16 protein-coding genes are annotated in these 22,792 nt (G+C 56.7%); 10 read left to right on the top strand and 6 right to left on the bottom strand.

All coding sequences use genetic code 11. From position 1 onward, the window contains the following. The first annotated feature begins 55 nt into the window (after positions 1–55). The 3 genes from rlmD to G536_RS0123820 are packed head-to-tail and all read left to right on the top strand — an operon-like array spanning position 56 to position 2,245. Positions 56–1,465, top strand: a complete 1,410-nt coding sequence (rlmD, locus tag G536_RS0123825; protein WP_022826125.1) for a 23S rRNA (uracil(1939)-C(5))-methyltransferase RlmD — start codon at positions 56–58, stop codon at positions 1,463–1,465. A 4-nt stretch (positions 1,466–1,469) separates the two neighbouring features. Further along, on the top strand, positions 1,470–1,898 hold the full coding sequence (locus G536_RS32550; RefSeq protein ID WP_169515157.1) for a hypothetical protein: 429 nt from the start codon (positions 1,470–1,472) through the stop codon (positions 1,896–1,898). Next, positions 1,871–2,245, top strand: coding sequence for a hypothetical protein (locus G536_RS0123820; protein WP_022826124.1), 375 nt, complete (start codon positions 1,871–1,873; stop codon positions 2,243–2,245). The genes G536_RS32550 and G536_RS0123820 overlap by 28 nt, the downstream gene beginning before the upstream one ends. 9 nt (positions 2,246–2,254) lie before the next feature. Here the strand turns inward: G536_RS0123820 and thiL are convergent, their stop codons facing one another. Continuing rightward, complete coding sequence (gene thiL, locus G536_RS0123815) at positions 2,255–3,289, bottom strand: thiamine-phosphate kinase (protein ID WP_022826123.1); 1,035 nt, start codon at positions 3,287–3,289, stop codon at positions 2,255–2,257. Positions 3,290–3,628: 339 nt separating this feature from the next. Here thiL and G536_RS0123810 point away from each other — a divergent pair, with 339 nt between their 5' ends. After that, the gene (locus tag G536_RS0123810) at positions 3,629–4,213 is read left to right on the top strand and encodes a hypothetical protein (protein ID WP_022826122.1); all 585 of its coding nucleotides are present in this window, start codon (positions 3,629–3,631) and stop codon (positions 4,211–4,213) included. A 377-nt stretch (positions 4,214–4,590) separates the two neighbouring features. Here G536_RS0123810 and G536_RS0123805 read toward each other — a convergent pair whose 3' ends face one another. Then, entirely contained in the window at positions 4,591–6,333 is a 1,743-nt protein-coding gene (locus G536_RS0123805; protein WP_022826121.1) for a M3 family oligoendopeptidase, read from the bottom strand. Positions 6,334–6,383: 50 nt separating this feature from the next. Further along, positions 6,384–7,493, bottom strand: a complete 1,110-nt coding sequence (locus G536_RS0123800; RefSeq protein ID WP_022826120.1) for a ferredoxin--NADP reductase — start codon at positions 7,491–7,493, stop codon at positions 6,384–6,386. 254 nt (positions 7,494–7,747) lie between these two features. On the opposite strand from G536_RS0123800, the gene G536_RS0123795 reads away from it, so the two are divergent. Continuing rightward, complete coding sequence (locus G536_RS0123795; protein ID WP_022826119.1) at positions 7,748–8,434, top strand: peptidoglycan DD-metalloendopeptidase family protein; 687 nt, start codon at positions 7,748–7,750, stop codon at positions 8,432–8,434. Positions 8,435–8,772: 338 nt separating this feature from the next. Here G536_RS0123795 and G536_RS0123785 read toward each other — a convergent pair whose 3' ends face one another. Further along, positions 8,773–9,921 (bottom strand): ABC transporter permease, encoded by a 1,149-nt coding sequence (locus G536_RS0123785; protein ID WP_245575882.1) that lies wholly within the window; start codon positions 9,919–9,921, stop codon positions 8,773–8,775. A 114-nt stretch (positions 9,922–10,035) separates the two neighbouring features. On the opposite strand from G536_RS0123785, the gene G536_RS0123780 reads away from it, so the two are divergent. From G536_RS0123780 to G536_RS0123770, 3 genes are all read left to right on the top strand, one after another. Continuing rightward, positions 10,036–11,280 (top strand): exo-beta-N-acetylmuramidase NamZ family protein, encoded by a 1,245-nt coding sequence (locus G536_RS0123780; RefSeq protein WP_022826116.1) that lies wholly within the window; start codon positions 10,036–10,038, stop codon positions 11,278–11,280. A gap of 75 nt (positions 11,281–11,355) precedes the next feature. Beyond that, positions 11,356–12,309: a methionyl-tRNA formyltransferase gene (gene fmt, locus G536_RS0123775; RefSeq protein WP_022826115.1), complete on the top strand. Its 954-nt coding sequence runs from the start codon at positions 11,356–11,358 to the stop codon at positions 12,307–12,309. A gap of 50 nt (positions 12,310–12,359) precedes the next feature. Further along, positions 12,360–12,845 (top strand): dihydrofolate reductase, encoded by a 486-nt coding sequence (locus G536_RS0123770; RefSeq protein ID WP_026880534.1) that lies wholly within the window; start codon positions 12,360–12,362, stop codon positions 12,843–12,845. A gap of 109 nt (positions 12,846–12,954) precedes the next feature. Here G536_RS0123770 and porU2 read toward each other — a convergent pair whose 3' ends face one another. Next, the gene (gene porU2 / locus G536_RS0123765; protein ID WP_022826113.1) at positions 12,955–18,114 is read right to left on the bottom strand and encodes a putative type IX secretion system sortase PorU2; all 5,160 of its coding nucleotides are present in this window, start codon (positions 18,112–18,114) and stop codon (positions 12,955–12,957) included. A 73-nt stretch (positions 18,115–18,187) separates the two neighbouring features. Then, positions 18,188–19,291 carry a putative type IX sorting system protein PorV2 gene (locus G536_RS0123760; RefSeq protein WP_022826112.1) on the bottom strand — a complete coding sequence of 368 codons (1,104 nt, stop codon included), beginning with the start codon at positions 19,289–19,291 and terminating at the stop codon, positions 18,188–18,190. A 400-nt stretch (positions 19,292–19,691) separates the two neighbouring features. On the opposite strand from G536_RS0123760, the gene G536_RS0123755 reads away from it, so the two are divergent. Both G536_RS0123755 and G536_RS0123745 read left to right on the top strand, forming a co-directional pair. After that, the gene (locus G536_RS0123755) at positions 19,692–20,054 is read left to right on the top strand and encodes a PadR family transcriptional regulator (RefSeq protein WP_026880533.1); all 363 of its coding nucleotides are present in this window, start codon (positions 19,692–19,694) and stop codon (positions 20,052–20,054) included. Positions 20,055–20,109: 55 nt separating this feature from the next. Next, positions 20,110–22,773: a PspC domain-containing protein gene (locus G536_RS0123745; RefSeq protein ID WP_022826110.1), complete on the top strand. Its 2,664-nt coding sequence runs from the start codon at positions 20,110–20,112 to the stop codon at positions 22,771–22,773. Positions 22,774–22,792: the final 19 nt, after the last annotated feature.

Genomic DNA, 22,792 nt, shown 5'->3' with positions numbered 1-22,792 from the left:
CAAAATCCGATGAATCCGCGTCGATCTGCAAAATCCGCGTTCTACCTTTGCCATTGTGAATAAAGCTGCTAAAAATATCCCGCCGCAGGACCTGCGCGAAGTGAAGATTCAGGACATGGTGGCCGAGGGCAAATGCCTAGTGCGCGTCAACAACCTGGTTATTTTCGTGACCCACGTAGCTCCCGGCGACGTGGTGGACTTGCGCATCAGCAAGTCGCGCAAGAACTACCTGGAGGCCGTTCCTACCAAGTTTCATACCTACTCGGAGCTGCGGGTGCAGCCGTTTTGCGAGCATTTCGGGACCTGTGGGGGCTGCAAATGGCAGCATCTGGGCTACGAAACGCAGCTGCAATTCAAGCACCAGCAGGTGACGGATACGTTGCAGCGCATTGGCAAGGTGGCCCTGCCCGAAATCCAGCCTATCCTGCCGTCGCCCGACCAGACTTATTACCGTAACAAGCTGGAATATACCTTCAGCCACAACGGCTGGCTCACCAACGAGCAAATCAGCTCCGGTGAAAACTACGAGCGGCGCGTGCTGGGCTTCCACACACCCGCCCGCTTCGACAAGATTCTGGACGTCAACCATTGCTGGCTTCAGCCCGACCCTAGCAACCAGATTCGGCTGGCCGTGCGCGACTACGCCCGCGAGCATGACCTGCCGTTCAACAACCTCGTCACGCAGCAAGGCTTCCTGCGCAACCTCATCATCCGGACCGCCAACAGCGGCGACCTGATGGTAATTTTGCAGTGCTACTACGCCCACGACGCCCTGATTCCGCTGCTGGATTATCTGCATGAGCGGTTCCCGCAAATCACCTCGCTCAACTACGTGCTCAACGACAAGGGCAACGAAACCTTCCACGACCTGGAGGTGGTGTGCTACAAAGGCGAGCCATACATCCACGAGGAAATGGAAGGTTTGCGGTTCCGCGTCGGCCCGAAATCGTTCTACCAGACCAATTCGGAAGGCGCCTACAACCTCTACAAAGTAGCCCGCGACTTCGCTCAGCTCACCGGCAACGAGCTGGTGTACGACCTTTACACCGGGGCCGGCACCATCGCCAATTTCGTGGCCCGCCAGGCCAGGCACGTGGTGGGCGTGGAGTACGTGGAGCAGGCCGTAGCCGACGCCCGCGTAAACTCGCAAATCAACGGCACTACCAACACCGAGTTCTTCGCCGGCGATATGAAAGATGTGCTCAGCGCCGAGTTCATTGAGCAGCACGGCCGCCCCGACGTGGTCATCACCGATCCGCCCCGCGCCGGCATGCACGAAGACGTGGTGCGCCGCCTGCTGGAAATGCGCGCGCCCCGCATCGTGTACGTCAGCTGCAACCCCGGCACCCAAGCCCGCGACTTAGAGCTACTTGATGAAGCTTATAAGGTGACGCGCGTGCAGCCGGTAGATATGTTCCCGCACACCCACCATGTAGAGAATGTGGTGGCGCTGGAACTGCGGTAATATTATGAAAAGTTATACCCTAGCTTCCACACTCGCATTGTTGGTAGGCTGGGGTGTAGCTATGCTTTTTCATAGCTTTTTCTCACTGGCAACTGGCGGTAATTTGAAAAGTGCTGATACTATTGTTGTGGCGTTCTGGTCATTCTTATTTACGATGCTGGCTAATGGACTCTTCATTCAATGTCCAGAGAAATACATCAGTCGGTATTGTCGTTCACATTCTCGAATCACCTTCTTATTTTTCTCAATAGCTTATGCAGTAATAGCCTTCACTATAATTATTGGCTGGCTTTTTCTGAGCACAGATTTTTGGGTAGTATATATTGATGCTGCCCTTATCGGATTAGGATACGGTATATGCTTTCCACGTTTTTGGAAACATTCCATCCCAAATAACCCCACCCCATGGACTACGCCAACGACCCTGAACTGAATGGCAAATACCTCGGTACCATCACCAAGGATTTCGCCGCCGTTTCTGATACCATCATGGAAGCCTCTTCCCAGGTGCGGAAGATGGACATTTCCAAATACCCGATTTTCGTGTTTGCCCGCCAGGAAGTGCCGCTCGGCAGCCTGCTCATCAATGCCGACGACCTGAATCTGGAGTGGCATGTCTTCGCCTCGTTTCTGGAGCTGTTCGTGCAGCAGGGCATCATCAGCCCAGAGGGCATCGAAGCCTTCCAGAGCACCTACCGCGACGCCGACGAATACTGCTGCCTGTTCGTGCTGGACAAGGAGTTCACCAACTTCGTGTATATCCCCTACCCGGAAGACTAACGTCAATTTTTAACTCTCAAAGTGATTGAATCCCTGGGCCCGCAACGGAATGGGTTGGCCAGATTTGGTGATAAGGTTGGCGCCTTCGCTCTTCTCCACCATGTGGCCGATAATGGTGATGTCGGGGTGGTTTTTGATTTTGTCGTGGGCGGAAAGCGGGACAGTGAAGAGCAGCTCGTAGTCTTCGCCGCCGTTGAGCATGCACATGATGGGGTCGAGGTTGAATTCTTCGGCTACTTCCAGGGTAGGATTGGCAATGGGCAGGTTTTCGGTGAATACCCGCGCGCCAGTGCCGCTAGCCTGGCAGAGGTGCAGCACCTCGGAAGCCAGCCCGTCGGAAATATCAATCATACTGGTGGGCACCACGCCCAGGTCGCGCAGTTCGTGCACCACATCCATGCGAGCCTCGGGGCGAAGCTGGCGCTGGAGCACGTAAGGGTATTTGGCCAGTTCAGGCTGGGTTTCAGGATCGGCCTGCCAGGCTTGCTTTTCACGCTCCAGCACCTGCAACCCTAAGTAAGCGCCGCCTAAATCGCCGGTCACGCAGAGCAGGTCGTTGGGGCCGGCTCCGCTGCGGCGCACGGCCTCACCGGCGGCTACTTGGCCCAGCGCCGTGATACTGATGGTGAGGCCGCCGCGGCTAGCGGTAGTGTCGCCACCCACAATGTCCACGTCGTAGGCCTCACAGGCCAAGCGCATGCCTTCGTACAGTTCTTCCACGGCTTCCACCGAAAACCGGGCCGGTACGCTTAGGGCTACAACTAGCTGGGTAGGCGTGGCGTTCATGGCCGCTACGTCCGACACATTGACGGCCACCGCTTTGTACCCCAGATGCTTGAGCGGGCAGAATGTAAGGTCGAAATGTACGCCTTCCACCAGCATATCGGTGCTGACGACCAGCTCGTGGCCGGCGGGTGGGGCCAGAATAGCAGCATCGTCGCCGATGCCGAGCTTGCTGCTGGGCTGGCGCAGGGTGATAGTGTCCTGAATGCGGCGGATAAGGCCGAACTCTCCTACGGTATCAAGAGGCGTGATGTCGCTCATAAACTATGCTGGTTGCGCTAATGGGGTTGTGGGCTGGGTATCTATTTTGAATGCGGCGCGTGGCTGGGCGGCGGTACGCAGGGCGGCAAAGGTACGCAAGCCATAGATTGAGTTGATGGCCTGCCGGCAATCCGGTTGCGGGCCATCAGACACAACGCAGAGGTTTCCGGGCAGGTTCGTTCGGCTATCTTCGGCGTTTGCTGTTATACGCGGGCACTATTGGCCTTTGGTTGTACGTTGATTTCGGGAAGTGTACGCGCCACTCTATCCAGTGAGTTCGTATAATTCTGGGCCTGACCTGCTTTCTTTGTTTATCCACTGAATTAACCCCTGAACTTCGTGCTCAAACATTCCTCCTGGCTGGTCATACTGCTCGCCTTCGCCACCCTGGCCGCCTGCAACCGCACCCCCAAAGCCTTCGACCCCGCCTCAGCCACGGCCGCCAAAGAGCAGCTTGATGTGCTGCGCGACACCGTTGACACCCGTTGGACGCAGATGATGGCCAGCGACGACGCCAAAATAACGGCTACCAGCCAGATTCTAAATGAGCTGGAGCGCACCCCTGGAGCCGATAAACAGCAGCTTCAGCAATTAGCTGCCGCCAATAACCGCTTCAAAAAACTACGCTACCAGCAGCTCTCCATGCAATCAGCCGACATTGACCGGTACGATGCTGCGCAGGACTCTTTGCTAGGCGTGCTACGGACGGTGGTTACAACTAATGCTGGGGCCAGCGCCACGGTGCAGAATACCTTCGAAACCATTGGGCAATACGATGGGCAGGTAGCCGGCTACCGCGTGCAGTACGATCGGGCCGCTAAGCAGTTCAATAACTACCTCCAGCTGCACCAAACCGAGCTGCAAACACTGGGCGGCAAGTACAAGCAATTGGCCCCGCTCCCACTGTTTGAGATACCGCAGTAAGGCATTCTAAACCCAGATAATAACGGCCGCCCAAGCAAGATTTGGACGGCCGTTATTATTTTAATCATCTGACTATCAACAATAAAAATATTTTATTTATTTCGATGCAACCGAACACCCCACAATAAGCTCTTCTTTGTAGCAACCGTGGCTACCGCGCTGTTGGTTGCTTTGGTTGAGTTGGTTGTGGAAAGGCGACTGGAATTTTCCGGCCGCTTTTTTTACGCTTATTGCGCTAATATTGCTTAGCTCCCGAATTACTAGTAGAGCCCAGGATAAGCCATTTGTGAACCATATAGAAAGAGGGCCTGCTCCATCGGAAGCAGGCCCTCTTTCTATATGGTTCACAAATGGCTTATCCTGGGCTCTACTTTCCGCTAGAGCTTAGCCATTTCCTCGCGCACAAAGTCGGCGAGGGTGCGCAGGTACTCGGTACTGAAATCGAAGCGAATACCGGCGGCGGCGTAGATTTCGCCAATTGGGGCGGTATAGCCTAGCGCCAAAGCGCGCTTGTAGGCAGCCAGCCCTTCCTGTGGATTCTGGCGGTAGTTGCGCCATACGGCAATAGCACCGAGCTGCGCCATAGCGTATTCGATGTAGTAGAACGGCACTTCGTAGAGGTGCAACTGTTTCTGCCACAAATAGGGTTTGAAGCCTTCCAGCCCTTTCCAGCTTACCGTGCGCTGGTTGAACTCGTCGAAAATGGTGGTCCAGCGCTGGTGGCGCTCCGCTTCGGTGTGCTGCGGATTCTCGTACACCCAATGCTGAAACTTGTCGATGGTGGCCACCCAGGGGAAGGTTTCCAGCACGCTTTCCAGATGCGTTTTTTTGGCGCGGCGCAGGTCGTCGGGGTTAGTGAAGAACACGTCCCAATGGTCCATGCTCATCAGTTCCATGCTCATCGAAGCCAGCTCGGCTACCTCGGATGGCGGGTGCTTGTCGGCGCCCAGCGGCAGATTGCGCGTAAGGAAGGAATGTACCGCATGGCCACCTTCGTGTAGCATGGTTACTACGTCGCGCAGAGAGCTGGTGGCATTCATGAAGATGAATGGCACGCCGGTTTCGTCGAGCGGATAATTGTAGCCGCCTGGAGCTTTGCCCTTGCGCGACTCCAAATCCAGCTGACCCATTTGGCGCATGGTGCGCAGACAGTCACCGAGGTAAGAATCGAGACTCTGAAAGACGGTAATGGTTTTTTCCAACAGCTCCTCCCCCGTTTCAAACGGCCGCAACGGTGCCTTCCCCGAAACGTCCACGTCCAGGTCCCAGGGGCGCAGCTCGGCCAGACCCAGATCCTGCCGCCGTTCCAAGTCCAAGTCGTTAATGAGCGGCACTACAGTTTCGCGGATGGCTTTATGGAAATCAAAACAATCCTGCGGAGTGTAGTCAAAGCGACCCAACGCAGCAAACATATAGTCGCGGAAGTTGGCGAAACCGGCATTCAGGGCCATCTGGTGGCGCAGGGCTACCAACTCCGTAAACAGCAGATCCAGCACTTCAGCATCGCGCAGGCGGCGGGCCTGAATAGAACGGTATGCTTCTTCCCGCACCGCGCGGTCAGGGCTTTTCAGGCGGTCAGCGGCACGCGGCAATGTCATTTCCTCGCCGTCGATGGTCACCGTCATGGCGCCGGCCAGCGCCGAATACTGCTGTTGCTTGGTGCTGATTTCAGTTTTGAGCGGAATATTTTCGGGCCGGTAGATTTGCAGGGCCTGCCGCACTGAACGCAGAAACACGCGGTATTTTTGCGGATCCAGCTCGGGCAGAAAGTCCGAGCTCATCATCTTTTCATTTAGGGCGTGGTCGTAGGGAGCTACGTTAGGCTCAACCGCACTTACAAAAAACTGAAACCGGGCCGCACTTTGCTCGTCTTGCGTATCGCAGGTCATACGGATATAACGCCAAGCCAGATCTTCACTCAGCGCCGCTTCCAGCTCCGACCGGTCGAGTAGCCAACGCTCCAGCTCCGCGCCGGAGGTAATGGTTCGCTCACGCAGTTCTGCGAAGAAAGGCTCCAGCGACTCCCAGGCCGTGACATTGAAGTCTTCGGGCAGGTACTGCCGTGGCGGCCGTTGCGTATCGGTAGCCGAAGCAGCCTGCAATTCTGTTGAATTCATCATAAGCTAGGAGATACGGAAAATGCCCAGGTCGGGGCGAACAAGTGGGCGTTTTAATCGATTTCGATTACCACGTCGCTGGTAAGTGGGTGCGCCACGCACACCAGCACGTAGCCCTGTTTCAATTCCGAGTCAGAAAGGCCTTCGCGCTCATCCAAGTGCACCTTGCCGGAGAGGCATTTGCCCCGGCAGGCCGTGCACAGTCCGGCCTGGCAGGAATACGGCAAATCGATGTCTAAATCAAGGGCCGCCTCCAGAATGGTCTGTTCGGGGGCCACTTCAATCTGGTATTCCGAACCCTCATAATTGACGGTAACGGTGCGGGTTTTCAGTTGGCCATCGTCGTCGGCCGTGGATACGTCGCCGTGACCATTGGGCTGCGCGGCAGCCGTTTCCTGCGTTTCGGCAGCAGCCACGAAACTCTCGCGCCGAATATTACCGGCCGGTACGCCCAGTAGCTCCAACGCTGATTTGGCTTCCAGCATCAGGCCATCGGGGCCACAGAGGTAGTACTCGGCCTGTGCCGCCGGAAACTGATGGCGTTGTTCCAGAATGCGCAACAGCATAGTCCGGTTCAGGCGCCCTACGTGCTGATGCGCAGCCACTGGGCCGGTAGGCTGGCTGTACACGTGCTCCACCTGGAAACGGCCAGCGTACTGAGCTTCCAACTGCTTGAGTTGCTCCCGGAAAATAACGGAAGCCTCGTTGCGGTTGCCGTACACCAACAGCACGTGGCTTTGGGGCTCTTCGCGCAGTACGGCTTTCAGCATGCTCATCAGCGGCGTAATACCCGAGCCGGCGCCTACTAGCACCAACGAACGGGCTGTTTTGGGGCTGGTTTTAATCACGAAATTACCCAGCGGCGCCATGGCTTCCAGTTGCTGCCCTACACGCACGGTATCCAGCAGGTAGTTGCTCACCAGTCCGCCCGTCACGCGCTTCACCGTCACCGACAGCCGTGGTGCCTCGCTGGGCGTGCTGCTGAGCGAATAGGCACGCCGCTCTTTTTTACCGCCGGGTCCGCAAGGCAAAATCAGGGTCAGAAACTGACCGGCTTCACTGGGCAGGGTTTGGCGGTTGGGGTGCTCAAGGTGAATCGTAACAGCGTCGTCGGTTTCCTGGGTTAATTCGACGACGTTGAGGAAAAGGTACGGAGTGCTCATTGGTGGCGCTGAAACTGGGCTTGGATACGAGTAACGAAGGAAATAACAACCAGGCTGCCCCCCACAGGGTTTAGCCGGGCTGCAAAGTACGGGAATCTATTACGGATGCTTTAGCTTGCAACCATCTACGTATTGTGTAAAAAATTGTCCTGCGCCGGATTGCCATAGCGTATCGGGGCGGCCCGGTACGCCGTATGCCCCGCGTGCACTGGGCTGGTTACACCCGGTTTTCTCTCCCGACACCTGCTTTATTTATGCTTGCCGAACTCCTCGAACGTCATCAGCACGAGTTTCACGCCATTCTACCCGTTGATTTGAACGCGCCCGACGTGGCTCGCCTGGATTTCACGGCCAACAACCCCCTAGTGCGCGACGCCGATCTGCGCGATACGGCCGCTTTTGAGGCGCTGGTGGGTGAACTGCTGGCCGCGCAGGAGGCGCACATCGGAGTGGGTGGTTACCTCGAAAACCGGGTTATCTACCGGCGCAGCCCCGGCCTGTTCGGCGACCCAGCCGTGCCTGCCCGCTCTTTGCATCTGGGCGTAGATGTGTGGCTGCGCGCCGGTACGCCCGTGTTGGCCCCACTCGACGCCGTGGTGCATAGCGTGCAAGACAACGACAATTTTGGCGACTATGGCCCCACGGTAATCCTGGAGCATCAGCTGGAAGGCGAAACATTCTACACCCTCTACGGCCATCTCACCCGCCGCGAAACCGCGTTGCTACGGCCAGGTATGGCTATTGAAAAAGGTCAGACTTTCACAGAAGTCGGCCCCGCCCCCGAAAACGGCGACTGGCCACCGCACTTACACTTCCAGGTTATTGCCGATATGCTCGGCCTCATTGGCGACTTCCCCGGCGTGGCGTTGCCTGAAGAACAGGAAAAGTGGACCGCCCTTTGCCCCGACCCCAACCTGATTTTACAGAGCCGGTGGCTGTAATATTTAGCCTAATGCGCCAAGCACAAGTGCTATTAGGCCTACTCCTAGCAGCCCTCCTACAAACTCAACAACTCCTATTCCTATTATAATCAGGGCAGCTAATTTGCCCAAGAAGAAAGACTGACCAGGTTTTCGGCGGCGGAATACTTCAAACAATCCTGTCCCAACAGCCAACAACCCACACGGTGCCAAACTCAGCAGGAAAAGCACCCAAAACTTCATGTCTGGGTCGGCAACGACTACCTGTTCAACGACGAATGCAAGTAGAAAAACGGCGGGTAGGCTGATGGCGCCCAATGCAACCCACACAGCTCTGCTTAACCTCACTAGCTACCGTGCTAATCAAACTTAATGGCGGCAACAGGCTTAATGCGCGAAATCAGGTAGGTGGGAATCAGAACGGCCAGCAGAGAGGTGGCGAAGGTGGCTATGTTGAGCAGCACAATCATAGCAAGGTCCCAATGCACTGGCACCCGGTCCATGTAGTAGTTCTCGGGGTCGAGGGGAATCAGGTGAGTGTAGTATTGTATCGCACAGAAACCCAGGCCGACAAGGTTGCCAAACAGCATCCCACGGAGCGTTAGGCTGATGCCGCGGAAGAAGAACATGCTGCGGATTTGCCGGTCGGTGGCTCCAATGGCTTTCAGGATGCCAATCATGTTGGTGCGCTCCAGAATCATGATGAAAATGGTAGCAACCATGTTGAACGTGGCCACGAAGATGATGAGCAGCAAGAAAATAACCACGTTGCGGTTAAGCAGTTGCAGCCAATCAAAAAGCTGCGCGTACTGGTCGGTAATCTTGTCGAGCTTGAGGTCGTAGCGCAGGTTCTCGTACATATCCTCCGCCACCGGGTCGAGGCGGTTGAAGTTCTTGAGCACCACTTCTACCCCACCCACCAAGGAGTCGGGCCAGGCGTTTAGCTGCCGAATCTGCCGCAAGTCGCCGATAACGTACACATCATCAAACTCATCCAACCCAGTCTGGTAGATGCCGCTCACCCGAAACGGCCGGACGCGAGGCGGATTCTGGATGAAGTAGAACAGCGTTTTGTCGCCCACTTTCAGGCGCAGCTTGTCGGCTACCTTGCGCGAAATCAGGATGTCGTTGGAGGCCGCCGAATCGGGGAAAGTCAGAAACTGACCAGCTACCAGGTTCTGGCGCATTGGCGAGCGGCTGTCCTCTTCGGATATCCCTTTGAGTACCACGCCCAGCACTTCATCCTTGGTTTTGATGATGGCTGTTTTGCGGGCGAAAGGCTGCACCGACTGCACCTGCGGAAACCGGTGCAGTTCCTCAATTAGGCCCGGGCCACCAATGGGCTCAATCTCAATGGAGTTGTTGGTGTCGTATTTGCTAACCGTGAGGTGCGAGCCGAACGAGAAAATCTTGCTTTGAATCTCGTTGCGGAAGCCTTCCAAAATGGCAAACGACACTATCATCACCGCCAGCCCGAGGGCAATGCTGATGATGGCTATCTTTGTCACCGACGAAGTAAAAGACCCCGAGTCGGCTCCGTCAATCTTGTGGGATATGTACCGCGAGACGTTCACTGCCGTAAAGCTACATGTCTACGGCCAGTTTCCTAGCTTCGTTTCCTGATGCTTCTACCCAACTTCTCCAGCCTACTCGGCCTGACCCTCTTGCTGTCCGACTGCGCTACTACAGCGCCGGCCACCACTACCGCCCCCCCATCTGTAGTGGTCAGCTCGGCCCCACAGGTAGTCACTGACGCCCTCCCGGCTGCGCCAACGCTACGGGTGGGGGCCGAACAATTTGCGCAGTACCTACCGCAGCTTAAAGGCAAGCGCGTGGGGCTAGTAGTCAACCAGACGGCCCGCGTGGGCAAGGCTTACCTGGTTGATACGCTGCTGGCGCAGGGTGTAGGCGTGAAGGTAATTTTCGGGCCGGAGCACGGTTTCCGGGGCGAAGCCGCCGATGGCGCCACCATCAAAGACGGCAAAGATGCCCGCAGCGGTCTGCCCGTGCGCTCGTTGTACGGCGCCACCAAAAAGCCCACGCCCGAAATGCTGGCCGACGTGGACGTGTTGGTATTCGACATTCAGGACGTAGGCACTCGGTTCTACACATTCATCAGCACGATGCACTACGTGATGGAAGCTGCCGCCGAGCAGGGCAAAGAAGTGGTAGTGCTGGACCGCCCCAACCCCAACGGCTGGTACGTAGATGGCCCGGTGCTGGAGCCCGCGCACAAGTCGTTTGTGGGCATGCACCCCATTCCCATCGTGCACGGCCTGACCGTGGGCGAGCTGGCGAAGATGATAAACGGCGAGAAATGGCTGGCCGGAGGCAAGCAGTGCCGCCTGACGGTGATACCCGTGGCGGGCTACACACATACCACGCGCTATGCACTACCCATTGCTCCGTCGCCGAACCTGCCCAACCCACATTCGGTGGCTCTCTACCCCACGGTGTGCATGATGGAAGGCACCGACGTAAGCGTAGGCCGCGGCACGGCCATGCCGTTTGAGGTGATTGGGGCGCCCACTCAGCCGGCCTCCCGGCCATTCAGCTTCACGCCCAAACCCAATGCCGGCTCCCCCATACCACCCCAAAATGGCAAGCTCTGCTATGGCCTCGACCTGCGTGAAACCGGCAACAACGTAGGCTTTTCACTGAAATATCTACTGGGTTTCTATCAGCAGAGCACTGCCAAAGACAAGTTCTTCGGCAAGTACTTCGAGCAGCTCTCGGGCACGTCGGCGCTGCGGCAGCAAATTATTGCTGGCAAGTCGGAGGCAGAAATACGGAAGTCGTGGGAGCCAGCTTTAGGGCAGTATAAGGTGCTGCGGAAAAAGTATCTGCTGTATCCAGACTTCAATTGATTTGCAGACGCTTCTGGCCCGCATAAAACGCAGACCGTTCTGTGTTTTATGCGGGCTAAAAACTTATAAAACGACATGCTGAAAATAGTTTTCATGGGCACCCCCGAATTTGCGGTGCCGACGCTGGAATCCTTGCTCAGCTGGGACGGTTGCCAGGTAGTGGCGGTGGTAACAGCACCCGACAAGCCAGCAGGCCGCGGACGGCAGCTCGCCGAATCGGCGGTGAAGCAGGCGGCGCTACGGCACGGCTTGCCGGTGTTGCAGCCCACTAACTTAAAGTCGCCGGAGTTTCAGGAAGAGCTGCGCAGCTACGCGGCCGATTTGCAGGTGGTGGTGGCGTTTCGAATGCTGCCGGAGGCGGTGTGGAACATGCCGCCCAAGGGGAGCATAAACATTCACGCGTCGTTGCTGCCGCAGTACCGAGGCGCGGCGCCCATCAACTGGGCCCTCATCCACGGCGAAACGGAAACCGGCGTTACGTCCTTCTTTCTACGCCACGAAATTGATACCGGCGACCTGATTTTTCAGGACGTAGTACTCATCACGGCCGAAGATGATTTCGGGACGCTGTACGAGAAGTTGAAAACCACCGGCGCCCAGCTGGCCTTGCGCACTGTGCAGGCTATTGCGGCCGGCACCGCACCCAGCCTGCCCCAAGCGGAGAGCCCCACGTTGCGCGCGGCCCCCAAAATTCAGAAGGAAACAGGCCGCCTCGATTTCAACCAGCCGGCTACGGTACTGGCCAACTTGGTGCGTGGCCTCGCCCCTATTCCTACGGCCTTCACCCAACTGCCCGATGGCCGCACGCTGAAGGTTTTCAAGGCCCAGCCCTTCGACGACGAGGAATCCAGCGGCCCCGACTCGGGTAATGTGGGCCGCTGGTATTCCGATGGCCGTAGCTACCTGCGCGTGCAAACCGCCAACGGCCTACTTGATTTGCTGGATGTGCAACTGGAAGGCAAAAAGCGCATGACGGTAGCGGAGTTTCTACGCGGCTTCAAAACCGATTCGCTGACAGTTACGGGCTGAAAACGCAGCCGTTGACAACTAACAAGCAGCAACTCAACAACCAACAATACATGCTTGCATTCGTAGTCGCCACCGCCGAAAACCGGGTTATCGGGCGCGACAATCAGCTCATCTGGCATCTGCCCGCCGATTTGAAGCACTTCAAACAGCTCACCCAGGGTCATCCCGTTGTGATGGGCCGCCGCACCTACGAGAGCATCGGCCGGCCGCTGCCTAACCGTACTAACATTGTGGTGACTCGGCAAACGGACTGGCAGGTAGAAGGCTGCGAAACGGCGCATTCGGTACCGGCCGCGCTGGAACGGGCCGCGCAGCTCGACGAGGAGGTGTTTGTAATTGGCGGCGCCGAAATCTACCAGCAGGCGCTATCCGCCGCCGACACCATCTATCTGACCGAAGTACACCACACGTTTGAAGGCGACGTAATGTTTCCGGAGCTAAACCACGCTGTGTGGCGCGAGGAGTCCCGCCAGCGCCACGAACCCGACGACAAGCACGCCTACCCCTTCAGCTTCGTTACGCTGAAAAGAAGATAATTCTCGCCTGTTATTATTCATAAGCGCAGAACAACAGCCAGCCGACAAGCAAAAGCCCTTGCCATTCATGAATGACAAGGGCTTTTTTTGAAGTTGAATCTGAGAACGACTAACGCAGCAGTACAATCTTACCCCAGTCTTTCTTGAATGCTTGGTCGCCGGCGGTGGCGCGGCGCTTGAACTTGTCCTGCGGGTCGTCGAGCATTACGCGGTACAGATAAGTGCCGTTGGCCAGCCGGTCGCCGAACTGGTCGGTGCCGTCCCAGGCGTATTCGCTGATGTTGTTACCGATGCGTAGGGGTCCTAGCTCGGCCATCATGATTTCCCGCACCACCCGGCCAGTCAGCGTCAATACCTGAATCTTCATGTTGCGCGGTGGCTCGGTACCAGTCAGCGTAAATACGAACCGGGTTTTGCTGGTAACCGGATTCGGATATGGGTAAATGTTGCTGATAGTCGACTCGTTGATGACCTCGAACGTGATACGGTACGGCTCGGCCGCAGCAGCTTTACCAGTAGCATCCCGGCCCTGCACCTCTAGCGTGTAGATGCCATTATCAAGCGGCATATTCTGCCCCATCCGTAATTCTAATTGGGCCGTGCCTTTCGTCGAGTCGGAAGAGAAGCGCACGTTGCTGCCGTTTAGGTCGATTCGGCTGGTAGTTTGGTTGGGACCGGTCAGCAGCACATCAAAGTTGCTGGTTCCCTGAATCCGGCGCAGACGGTCATCATCGCGCAGTTGCACCGTAACCGTAGGAGCCGGGGATACAATATCGCCGTTGAGAATATGCAGGCCATCGAAGGCGACATCCAGCGTGGGCGGCACGTTGCGGTCATCCACCCGGAAGGCATCTAGCACCAGTTCATTGTTGAATGCGTACAGCTCAGGTAAGGGCCGGGGGCCGGGGTTGACTACCACGTTGCCGGTCAGGCTGCCGGTCAGGCCTACCACGTTCACTTTGGCATCGAAGCTAACTTGGCTGTTAGCCTGCAAGGCCCCGCCCGGTACGTCAACTAGAGCTTCTTTTACTGTATTGCTCTCGTTACGCAGCAGAATCCGGGCTTTCATTGGGCCGCTGAAGTTGATGGACGACACGTTTTGGAACACCACTGGTACCGTTACGAAGCCTGTTTCGTTGGCCTGCCGTGCTAGCGTAGCTGGGTCGTAAGCGGAAGCAGGAGTAGCCAAGTCACGACGTACAATGCCTTCCGGCACGCCCTGATAAGTTACCAGCCACTGCTTCAACTGAGGCGCAGTGCGGTTGAGCGTATCGCGCAATTCCAGCACCAACTGCAGATACGGATACTGCTGGGCCGAAATGTTGGACAGCGCTAGGTTGCGGCTTGTTACGTTAGCGTCGAGAACCCGCTCCACGTTCAGCGTATCTATACCAATCAGCTTCAGGGTGTACTGGTCGGTAGCCTCAGGGGTGCGTACGGTGTGGTAGAGGTTCTGCCACTGTTGGGCCGGCCCGATGCGAGTAGACGTAATGCTGCCGCTGCCGGTCCGGGTTAGCAGGGCCGCATTCAGCGTAATTACTTGGTTGATGCTAGGGGTTGGGTTAGTGGGGTCAGCAGTTACTTCGCGCACTACCCGTGGGTTGGGCCCTTTCTGTACCAATAGCGCATACGGCTCCCCATCCTGCAAAGTATTGATGCGCGTTGCTCCTAAAGCCGTGAAGGCAGCTTTCAAAGAAGCCGGGAACGAGGAGTAGTTCACCTTGTTCATCGAAATCAACGCCACGTAGTCGCCGGGGCGCACATTGGTCAGCAAAGACTGGAGCTGCGCTTGCCGGGTAGGCGTGTTGAGGTGGTCGGTAGTGTTGTTGGGGTCAGCCGAGGCAAAATGATAATAGCGCAGGTTGCCCTGACCGCAGGAGTCATAGCCTCCCGCTACGTTGCGCACGGGTTGCAGGGTACGGCCATCGAACACGGCCACCATCATGTTGGGTTTGTTGGGTCCGCAGTTGGCTACATAAGGAGAAACTGAAGTGCTAATGCCGTCCGTTAGTGTATTGAACGTTTGTCCGGCACCGGTACCGCCGCCGCGGGTTGTCAGAGCTATTGGTTCACTTATATCCTCAAAGTCCCAGCGGCCCGACGGGGCTGCGATGCTCACACCAGCTAGCTGGTCGCGTCGGAACTGCCCATGATGGCTCTGCGACCAGCCTCCAGTGGTATTCTGAATCACGCGGAACGAGCTGGTAGCCCACTCCGGACTCTCATCTCCTACCGGCGTTTGGAAACGTAGGCGCCAGTACCACACTACACTGTCGCGCCCAGCTAGGGTTGGCAGAGTCGGCCGCCAGTCGGGCACCAGCGTGGTGGTAATGGTGCGCGTCTGTTTAATAGGGCTGGCACTGCTGAACGTAGGCACCGTATCTAGCTCCATTTCATACACCCTTGAGGCCCCGCGCGGGTCGTTGGTTTGGCCAACTAAGCGTAAGTTGGTAACGGGTACAATGGCAAACTCCAGAGGCCACACCGTCCGGACACCACCTTGCAGAAAGTTGAAGTTGATTTGTCCGGTGTTGTTGGTTTCACTTAGTTCAGCCACCTGGTTGCGGTAGTCGAGCGCTACTTCGAAACGGTTATCTCCGAACACATTCCCGGCGTTGGGCAGCACGAACGTATAGGTGCTGTCGTGCCAGGCCTGACGGACGGTGTACGTTGTAATATTAGGTACGCGGCCAGTAGCCACTGGGTAGGTACGGGTGATACGGACCTCCACTGGGTCGTAGGTGATTTTACCGGGGTTACTTATGCGCACCAGCAGCTTGAAATCGGGCGAAGAAGCTTGAATTGGATTCGGACCGTTAGGCTGGAGCTGTAAGTCAGCGTTGCTGGTAATGAAATCAGGGCGCTCAGGAGCGTACAGCCGCAACGCCGGGTCACCGAGCCACGTGTTCATCATGGCCAGAGCTATAGTTGAGCCGCCGCCGCCGTTCGCAATCAGCATGCGCCGGTTTGCTTCAGCCTGTAGGACTGGAATCGGCTTACCATACCAAGCCGGCTCATTGAAAGCCACTTTATAAAATTCAGTGCTGAAGGCGTCGAGGTCGTATGTGAAAGCTTCATCGGAAGCTGCCATAAAGCCTACTGCCCCTTTATTCTCCGCGAAAATCCAGTTTTCCGATACTGTTTTCGTGCTGTTGTTGCGGTCAACGGCGTTGGCAGCGCATCCATTTAGCAAGAACACTGGGTATTTGCCGGGGTTGTTGTAGCCTTTTCCCGGGTCACTGGGGTCACCGAAGTTGAGGTCGAATGTAGAGGTAGAGCCGTGCCCAAAATACGTAACCAAGGAAACGCCTGCATTTACTTCCGGCGCAATGGTCATGTTCACGGGCAAGTTGGTTCCTCCGGAGAGACGGCGCCGATAAGTATTTACAACGGTTCCTCCAAACAGCGGTTTCTCGGCCAGCCGCTTGTATTTATCGAGGTAGCCCTCGAATTCCAACTGCTGATTTACTCCATCTCCCCCGCCTAGGTGAACCACATTTTTGCGCCACGGTTCCGCGCCTAAAGCTTCGTGCGTTTTCAGCTTATCAAGGTACCGAATGATTTCCTGCGGGCTGGTAGCAGGCAGGCGGCCGGTGGGCATACGGGCAGTATACTGGTTGTTTTCCCAGTTGGCCGAGAGAAAATTGTCGGAACCACTACGCGTGGTGCTAGGTACTAGGTCGAGCGGAGAGCCTTGCCGCCGTTCGGCTACAATGAGCCCTTTGCCTAGTATCAGCAGATAGTTGGTTTGTGCAGCGGGCGAGTTGGCCAATTCCCAACGCACAAAATTGCGCATGGCCCCCACTGATTTCTCACCGTAATGGAACTGGTTGTAAAGCTGCTCTGAGGTTACTACCACGGTATCATAGCGGCCACCCTGATTGGAGGCGCGGTAGCTGGCATAGGCTCGCACCGCGTCCACGCCATTCACGGGGCGCATCAGGATGGAATGCGTGATGATTAAGAAGTTGGTAGCGGCTGCATTTAGGGTCCGGAACTGCACCCGCGTGGCGGGCCGGGGCACTACGGCTAGCGCCTCATCGGCTAGGAGCAGACGACGCGTTTGGCTGGCGGTGGCACTCGGGAAGCTGTAGCCACGCTGCTGACCGGCCAAGGCAATACCTTCCACCCGTTGCATATTATAAATGTCGGTCAGGTCGAAGCCGCGCACGGTAGCGGGAAGGCTATCTACCGCATAATATGCCGGTCCTGCCAGAGTGGAATCGTTGCGGAAGGCCATCTGCTTCATGCCGGCGCGCCAACGGCTATTCTGCGGAAACGTGTAGCGCACGTAACCAACACGGTAGCCGTACCGCTGACTGGAAATGCGAGGGCCTGTGTCGCGGGAAATGGTATAAATGGTGCCCGCGGTGCTTACATCGGAATTTTGAAGCGTGTACCGAACCGTCCGCTTTTCGTAGCCATTAAATGAAACCGAGCCCAGTACCCGCTCAGTGTTGGTACCAGGTTGCACCACCACCACGGTGATGGTGTGCGGGCCGCTCCAAGAACCTACAAACAGCAGCTCAACCTGGGGCTGCGTAGTGGCCGTACGGGAGGCCGCCCACATGGAGTCAACGAACATACCAGCCCCCGGCTGGTAGCCAGAAACGCCGCCATGCGGAAAAGACAGAAACCCTTCCCCCGGCTCCCCCCAAGGCTGATAAGTATTGGTCCCAAGTTCGTCGTTTACATACGCAAACTGCCCCGGGTCTGGCAAGTTGCCACCAGTCCGGCCCGAGAATACTGCCTGCCGTTGGGCCAGCCGAACGGCGTGTGGCTGAGCAGTAGGCGTGGTAGCTACGGCCGTCATGCGCTTACCATTCGTAGTAGCCGACCACGTTAGGAAGTACGCAGCCGTGTCGGTGTAGAGGCTGTATAGGTCGTGGGGCTGAGCGGCGGCCCCGCCTTTGTAGATGGCCTGGTCGAGTTTGCCGTCGTTGCGCTGGCCGTAGAACTCGAAAAAGGTGGTAGCATCAAGCGTAGACTGGTTGCCGCCAGCGTAGATGGCCAACTCCCGACCGCGCCGCCATAGCTGAATGCGTTGCGGATTCACACCGCTGACACCCGCTTGCGCCAGATACTGCTGGTCGATGCGGTAGAGGGCGTCTTTGGTGACTTTAATTTTATAGTACTGCTGGCCGGGCACTATCCACTCGTTGCCATACGTCGCCGTGGTTTGCGCTGCCACCGGAGCTGCCATAAGTAGCCAGCCGAGCAGCACTCCGCACAAGCCCAGAAGCTGTGTAGTGTAGTATCGTTTTTCCATAAAAGTATCTTTTGCTGATTACTGGTGGCTAGCTGATTATTTTGGCAAATAGCTAGCTGCTAGTATTCCATAATTACTTGATGCCGTAGCCTAGCGAGACGATGATGTTGTTGGTTTGCGTACGACCACCTAGCTTTTCAATGGCTAATTGCGACAGTGCAACGTCCAGACGCAAGCCACTCAGTGCAACTCCTACACCCAGGCTAGGCTGCACTTTCCACTGCTCACTACCCGTGAAGCTCTGAATTTGCTGCACGTTGCTAACCCCACCTCGCAGGTAGGCCACATTCTTATAGCCTATTTCCAGGCCCGCACGCGGATCAACGCTAACCAGCTTACTAGAAACCAACGTATTACGCTGGCCATCAGTGGTTATTTCCAAATCTACAGCAGCCAGGGCCGTAAACTCACCAGGCAGTTTCACCAGGCGGCCAACACCCAGCACAAAAGTGGGCAAAGTAATTTCGGTTCGGTTGGTTGGAATGTCATCGAGCGGGGCACCGGGCGTGGGCTTCAATTCGTCGGCATTGATGGACCAGGAGTTATAGGTGGTGGTGATGTCGCGGGCCATCAGGCCGAGGCGCCAGTTGCCTTTATCGTACTGCACGCCTGCATCAATCCCGAAGCCCCAGGCATCAGCAAATTCACCGATGTTGCGGTAGATAATCTTGGCATTGGCCCCGAATTTAAGGCCTTCCACATTTCCAATTTTGCGGGCGTATGACAGCAACACCCCGTAATCGGCCACCGAGAAGTAACGGATTTTCGAGTAGTCAATGTAGCCGAACTCATTGATTAAGTCCCGAGTATCAGCAATATCATCAACGCCTACACGCACGGCACTGATGCCAATGGCACTCTGGTCGTCGAGGGGCATGGAGAAGGCTGCGTAGTCGTTCTTAACGATGCCCGAGAACAGCTCGGAGTGCATCAGCACCGCATCGTATTTGGCCTTCTGGCTGAGCAAGCCGGCCGGATTCCAGTAGCCAGCTGTAGCATCTTGGGCAAGACTAACTTGCACTTTACCCATACCTAGAGCCCGTGCACCCACCCCTATATTCAGGAATTCGTTGCTATACTTAGGCGTTTTATCTTGGGCTTGCGCGACTGTAGAGGCTGAAAACAGCAAGCCAGCCGAGCCGAAAAATAGCGTAACAGTACGGAAGAGGTTCTTCATAGAGAAATGCGCTAAAAACGAGTAATCCGCTTTCCAACGCAAGGTACTACTTATTAGTGCGTCGTGCCCGAAAAGTCCCTGCAAATTCCCTGCTACTCTTGTGGAAACCAGCTGCTAAGCCTTTACTAGCGCAGTAGTAGAACCCTCCCTTCCTAAGACTCAAATGAGCGCCTCCGGCAAGCTTGTAGCAGCTGATTTACTCAGCAGTAATTGGCTCTTAACACAGTTTCACTTCTATCCGAGGCTTAGCATGACAATGCATCAATACTTAAAAAATGGTCCTATCGCCTGAAAACAGGCTTTTCTGGCTTCTATAAAAAATATTTGAAACAGTACCTTGCGTCACATAGTACCTTTTATTATCTTTGATCTATTCTTCACCGACTACCGCCTCAAGCCCATGAAAGTAGAGAACACCCAAGTGCAGATGCGGAAGGGAATTCTGGAATTCTGCATCCTGGAGATTATCGCCCGCGGCGAGGTTTACGCGTCCGACATGCTCGAAGAACTCACCCAAGCCCGCATGATTGTGGTGGAGGGGACGCTCTACCCGCTGCTTACGCGCCTCAAAAATGCCGGCCTGCTCGATTATACCTGGAAGGAATCGACGAGTGGCCCGCCGCGCAAGTACTACACCCTCACCGAAGGCGGGCAGGACTTCCTGCAACAGCTGCGCCTGACCTGGGAGGAAGTACAGGACTCCATCCGCATCATCCGCCAAAAGCCTTCCGCCAACGGGAGCAGCCTGCCGGTTCCGCTTTAATATCCGGCCCTCTTCTTCTCCCGATTTTTTCCGACTAGTTGCAGCACTGACTGAGATGAAAAAGAACATCAGCATCAACCTCCAAGGCATCATCTTCCACATCGAGGAAGACGGCTACGAAGTTCTGAGCCGCTATTTGGCGGAAGTGAAAGCCCACTTCAGCGGCTACCGCGGGCACGAGGAAATTGTGGCCGACATTGAAAGCCGCATTGCCGAGCTGTTTGCCGCTCGCCTGTCTGGCACCAAGCAGGTAATTTCGCTGGACGACGTGCAGGCCATGACCACCAAAATGGGCCGCGTGAGTGACTTCCAGAGCGCCGACGAGGCCGAGGATGACGACGAGCTGCTGGCCGATGCCGTAGCCAGTGGCACCGCGGCCGGTACGTACTCCAAAGCCGGCCTTGGCGACCCCGACGGCCCCTTCGGTAAGAAAGGCGCTTTCGGCCCCGAGGGTACCTTTGGCAAGAAAGGTGCTTTTGGTCCTGATGGACCGCTGGGCACCGGCACCGACCCTGCCACTCCCAAGCAGATGTACCGCGACATGGCCCACCGCAAGGTGGCGGGCGTAGCGGCGGGTGTAGCACAGTATTTCAATGTCAATCCGCTCTGGGTTCGGCTGGGGTTGCTGGTACTGCTATTGGCTGTGCCCGCCATGTTCGATAATACTAGCTTGAACAACTTCGGTGAGCGGGTAGCAGGCATCACAGTGCTGGCCTATATCATCCTGTGGGTTGTGCTGCCTAAGCGCTACGATGCCACCGACCCGGAAACCGACCCCGCGTTCAAGAAGCTATACCGCGACACCGACAACGGCAAAGTAGGTGGTGTATCAGCGGGCCTGGCGGCGTACCTGCGGGTGGACGTGGTGGTGGTACGGATTGCGTTTCTGCTGCTGCTCATTGCCGGCAGTTTGGGCTTCTGGCTCTACATCATCCTGTGGATTCTCTTGCCGGAGGCCAAAACGGCCTCCGACAAGCTCCGTATGCGCGGCGACGCCGTGACGCTTTCGGCCCTGGATGAAAACCTGCGCAACAACCCTTACGCCGCCGGCTCGGAGGCGGGTCCCGTGAACAACCGCCCTGTGGGTACTTTCTTGGAGGATTCCTTCAGCAACGTGCGCCCTATCATTAACTCCATCGGCTCCCTGATTCGGGTGGTGGCCGGGGGCATCCTTACCCTCACTGGCTTCGGCATTCTGCTTACCATTGTTATTGCCTTGGGCGTGGGACTGGGCGTCATCTCCTCGTCCGACGACCTGGACTTCGGCCCCTTGCAGCCCTTCTTGCTCTTCAATGATATTTCGGTGTGGGCCGTACTGTCCTTCTTTCTGGTAACAGCCGTACCCGCTCTGGCCCTGCTGCTGACGGGTGTAGGCATGCTGTTGCGCCGCACTGTGCTGAGCCGTACGGCCTCGCTCACGCTGCTGGGGTTGTGGCTGCTGGGTATCGTGGGTAGCTCGGTGGCCGCCATTCGGGTGGGTCGCGAATTTCAGCGCGAAGAGGAAATCACCCAGACCACCAACCTGAGTGGCCTGAGTAGCTCCCGCCTGATGCTGGAGCGCCGCCAGCTCAACAGCGGTGAATGGGTAGATCTGGACCTAGTGGGCATCGACAGCACGCAGGCTCCCCGCCTGGAGCGCATCATCTCGGCCAAAGGCTCCTCCGACTCCATTGCCCGCCGCAATGCGGCCACCACCACCCTACACACGCTGCGCATCCTCAACGACTCAACGCTGAGTGTAGATGACCACTTCAACTACCAGCCCAGCGCCAAGTTCCGCGGCCAGGACATGCGTCTACGGTTGCTGTTGCCCCAAGGCCGCACCTTCCGCATGACGGAAACCTTTGCCAACTGGCTGAATGAGGAGGACTACCTAAATAACCGGGCCCCTGAACACCCCGAGAATTTCGTATTCCGCATGAAGGGCAATAAGGTGGAGTGCGTGAACTGCCAAGAAGCCGACTTGCGCGGCCCCAATGATGAGGATGCCTCTAACGATGAGGACGAGGACCGCACTGATATCAACCTGGATTTCGGCACCTCTTCCACATTTAGTACCGATGAGTCGTCGTATGGTAGTGGCCGCCGCTCTTTCGACGGAGACAGCTTCGATAAAGTAACCGTGACAGGCCCGTTCCAGGTGGTTATCCGGGCTAATAGCAACCATTCGGTGCGGGCCGCAGGCAGTGAGGCTGACCTGAGCGACATTGTGGTGGAGCGCAACGGCGACGAGTTAGTGGTGCGGCCCCGCCGCAAAAACTTCACGGGCTCCAACTGGCGCAGCTACAAGAAGATTCTGATTACCATCGAAACGCCCGAACTCAACAAGCTGGAACTGGTGGGAGCTACCCAGGCAATTGTGAGTGGGTTCAGCAACGGCGACCTGGCCGTGGAACAAGCTGGTGCCAGCCTGCTACGCCTAGACGGCCGGTTCAATAACCTCGATTTAGACTTGGCCGGGGGCTGCCGCGCCATTCTGGCAGGCCGTGCCGACGACCTGAACGTAAGCGGGGCCGCGGGCTGCGAACTAGCCGCTGCCGACTTCACGGCCGCCCGCGCCGACATCAGTATGGTTGGGGCCAGCAAGGCCCGCCTGCGGGTAACAGAGCGCCTGGAAGCCAATGCTGTAGGTGCTAGCGTAATTGAGTACAGCGGCAAGCCAACCGAAGTTAGCAAGGATGCGGTGGGTGCTTCGCGAGTGGAACCAGTGGATGAATAAATTAGTGAGCCCTTACTTC

The organism is Hymenobacter norwichensis DSM 15439 (genome assembly GCF_000420705.1).
In the GTDB taxonomy this organism is placed as follows: Bacteria; Bacteroidota; Bacteroidia; order Cytophagales; family Hymenobacteraceae; genus Hymenobacter; species Hymenobacter norwichensis.
This window is presented reverse-complemented; position numbering and strand designations above follow the sequence as displayed.

What these genes read in the sequence shown, in the direction of transcription:
- fmt (WP_022826115.1), top strand. Translation starts at nt 11,356, where the DNA reads ATGCTGAAAATAGTTTTCATGGGCACCCCCGAATTTGCGGTGCCGACG.
- G536_RS0123820 (WP_022826124.1), top strand. Translation starts at nt 1,871, where the DNA reads ATGGACTACGCCAACGACCCTGAACTGAATGGCAAATACCTCGGTACC.
- G536_RS0123780 (WP_022826116.1), top strand. Translation starts at nt 10,036, where the DNA reads ATGCTTCTACCCAACTTCTCCAGCCTACTCGGCCTGACCCTCTTGCTG.
- G536_RS0123760 (WP_022826112.1), bottom strand. Translation starts at nt 19,291, where the DNA reads ATGAAGAACCTCTTCCGTACTGTTACGCTATTTTTCGGCTCGGCTGGC.
- G536_RS32550 (WP_169515157.1), top strand. Translation starts at nt 1,470, where the DNA reads ATGAAAAGTTATACCCTAGCTTCCACACTCGCATTGTTGGTAGGCTGG.
- G536_RS0123745 (WP_022826110.1), top strand. Translation starts at nt 20,110, where the DNA reads ATGAAAAAGAACATCAGCATCAACCTCCAAGGCATCATCTTCCACATC.
- porU2 (WP_022826113.1), bottom strand. Translation starts at nt 18,114, where the DNA reads ATGGAAAAACGATACTACACTACACAGCTTCTGGGCTTGTGCGGAGTG.
- G536_RS0123800 (WP_022826120.1), bottom strand. Translation starts at nt 7,493, where the DNA reads ATGAGCACTCCGTACCTTTTCCTCAACGTCGTCGAATTAACCCAGGAA.
- G536_RS0123755 (WP_026880533.1), top strand. Translation starts at nt 19,692, where the DNA reads ATGAAAGTAGAGAACACCCAAGTGCAGATGCGGAAGGGAATTCTGGAA.
- G536_RS0123805 (WP_022826121.1), bottom strand. Translation starts at nt 6,333, where the DNA reads ATGATGAATTCAACAGAATTGCAGGCTGCTTCGGCTACCGATACGCAA.
- G536_RS0123795 (WP_022826119.1), top strand. Translation starts at nt 7,748, where the DNA reads ATGCTTGCCGAACTCCTCGAACGTCATCAGCACGAGTTTCACGCCATT.
- G536_RS0123770 (WP_026880534.1), top strand. Translation starts at nt 12,360, where the DNA reads ATGCTTGCATTCGTAGTCGCCACCGCCGAAAACCGGGTTATCGGGCGC.
- thiL (WP_022826123.1), bottom strand. Translation starts at nt 3,289, where the DNA reads ATGAGCGACATCACGCCTCTTGATACCGTAGGAGAGTTCGGCCTTATC.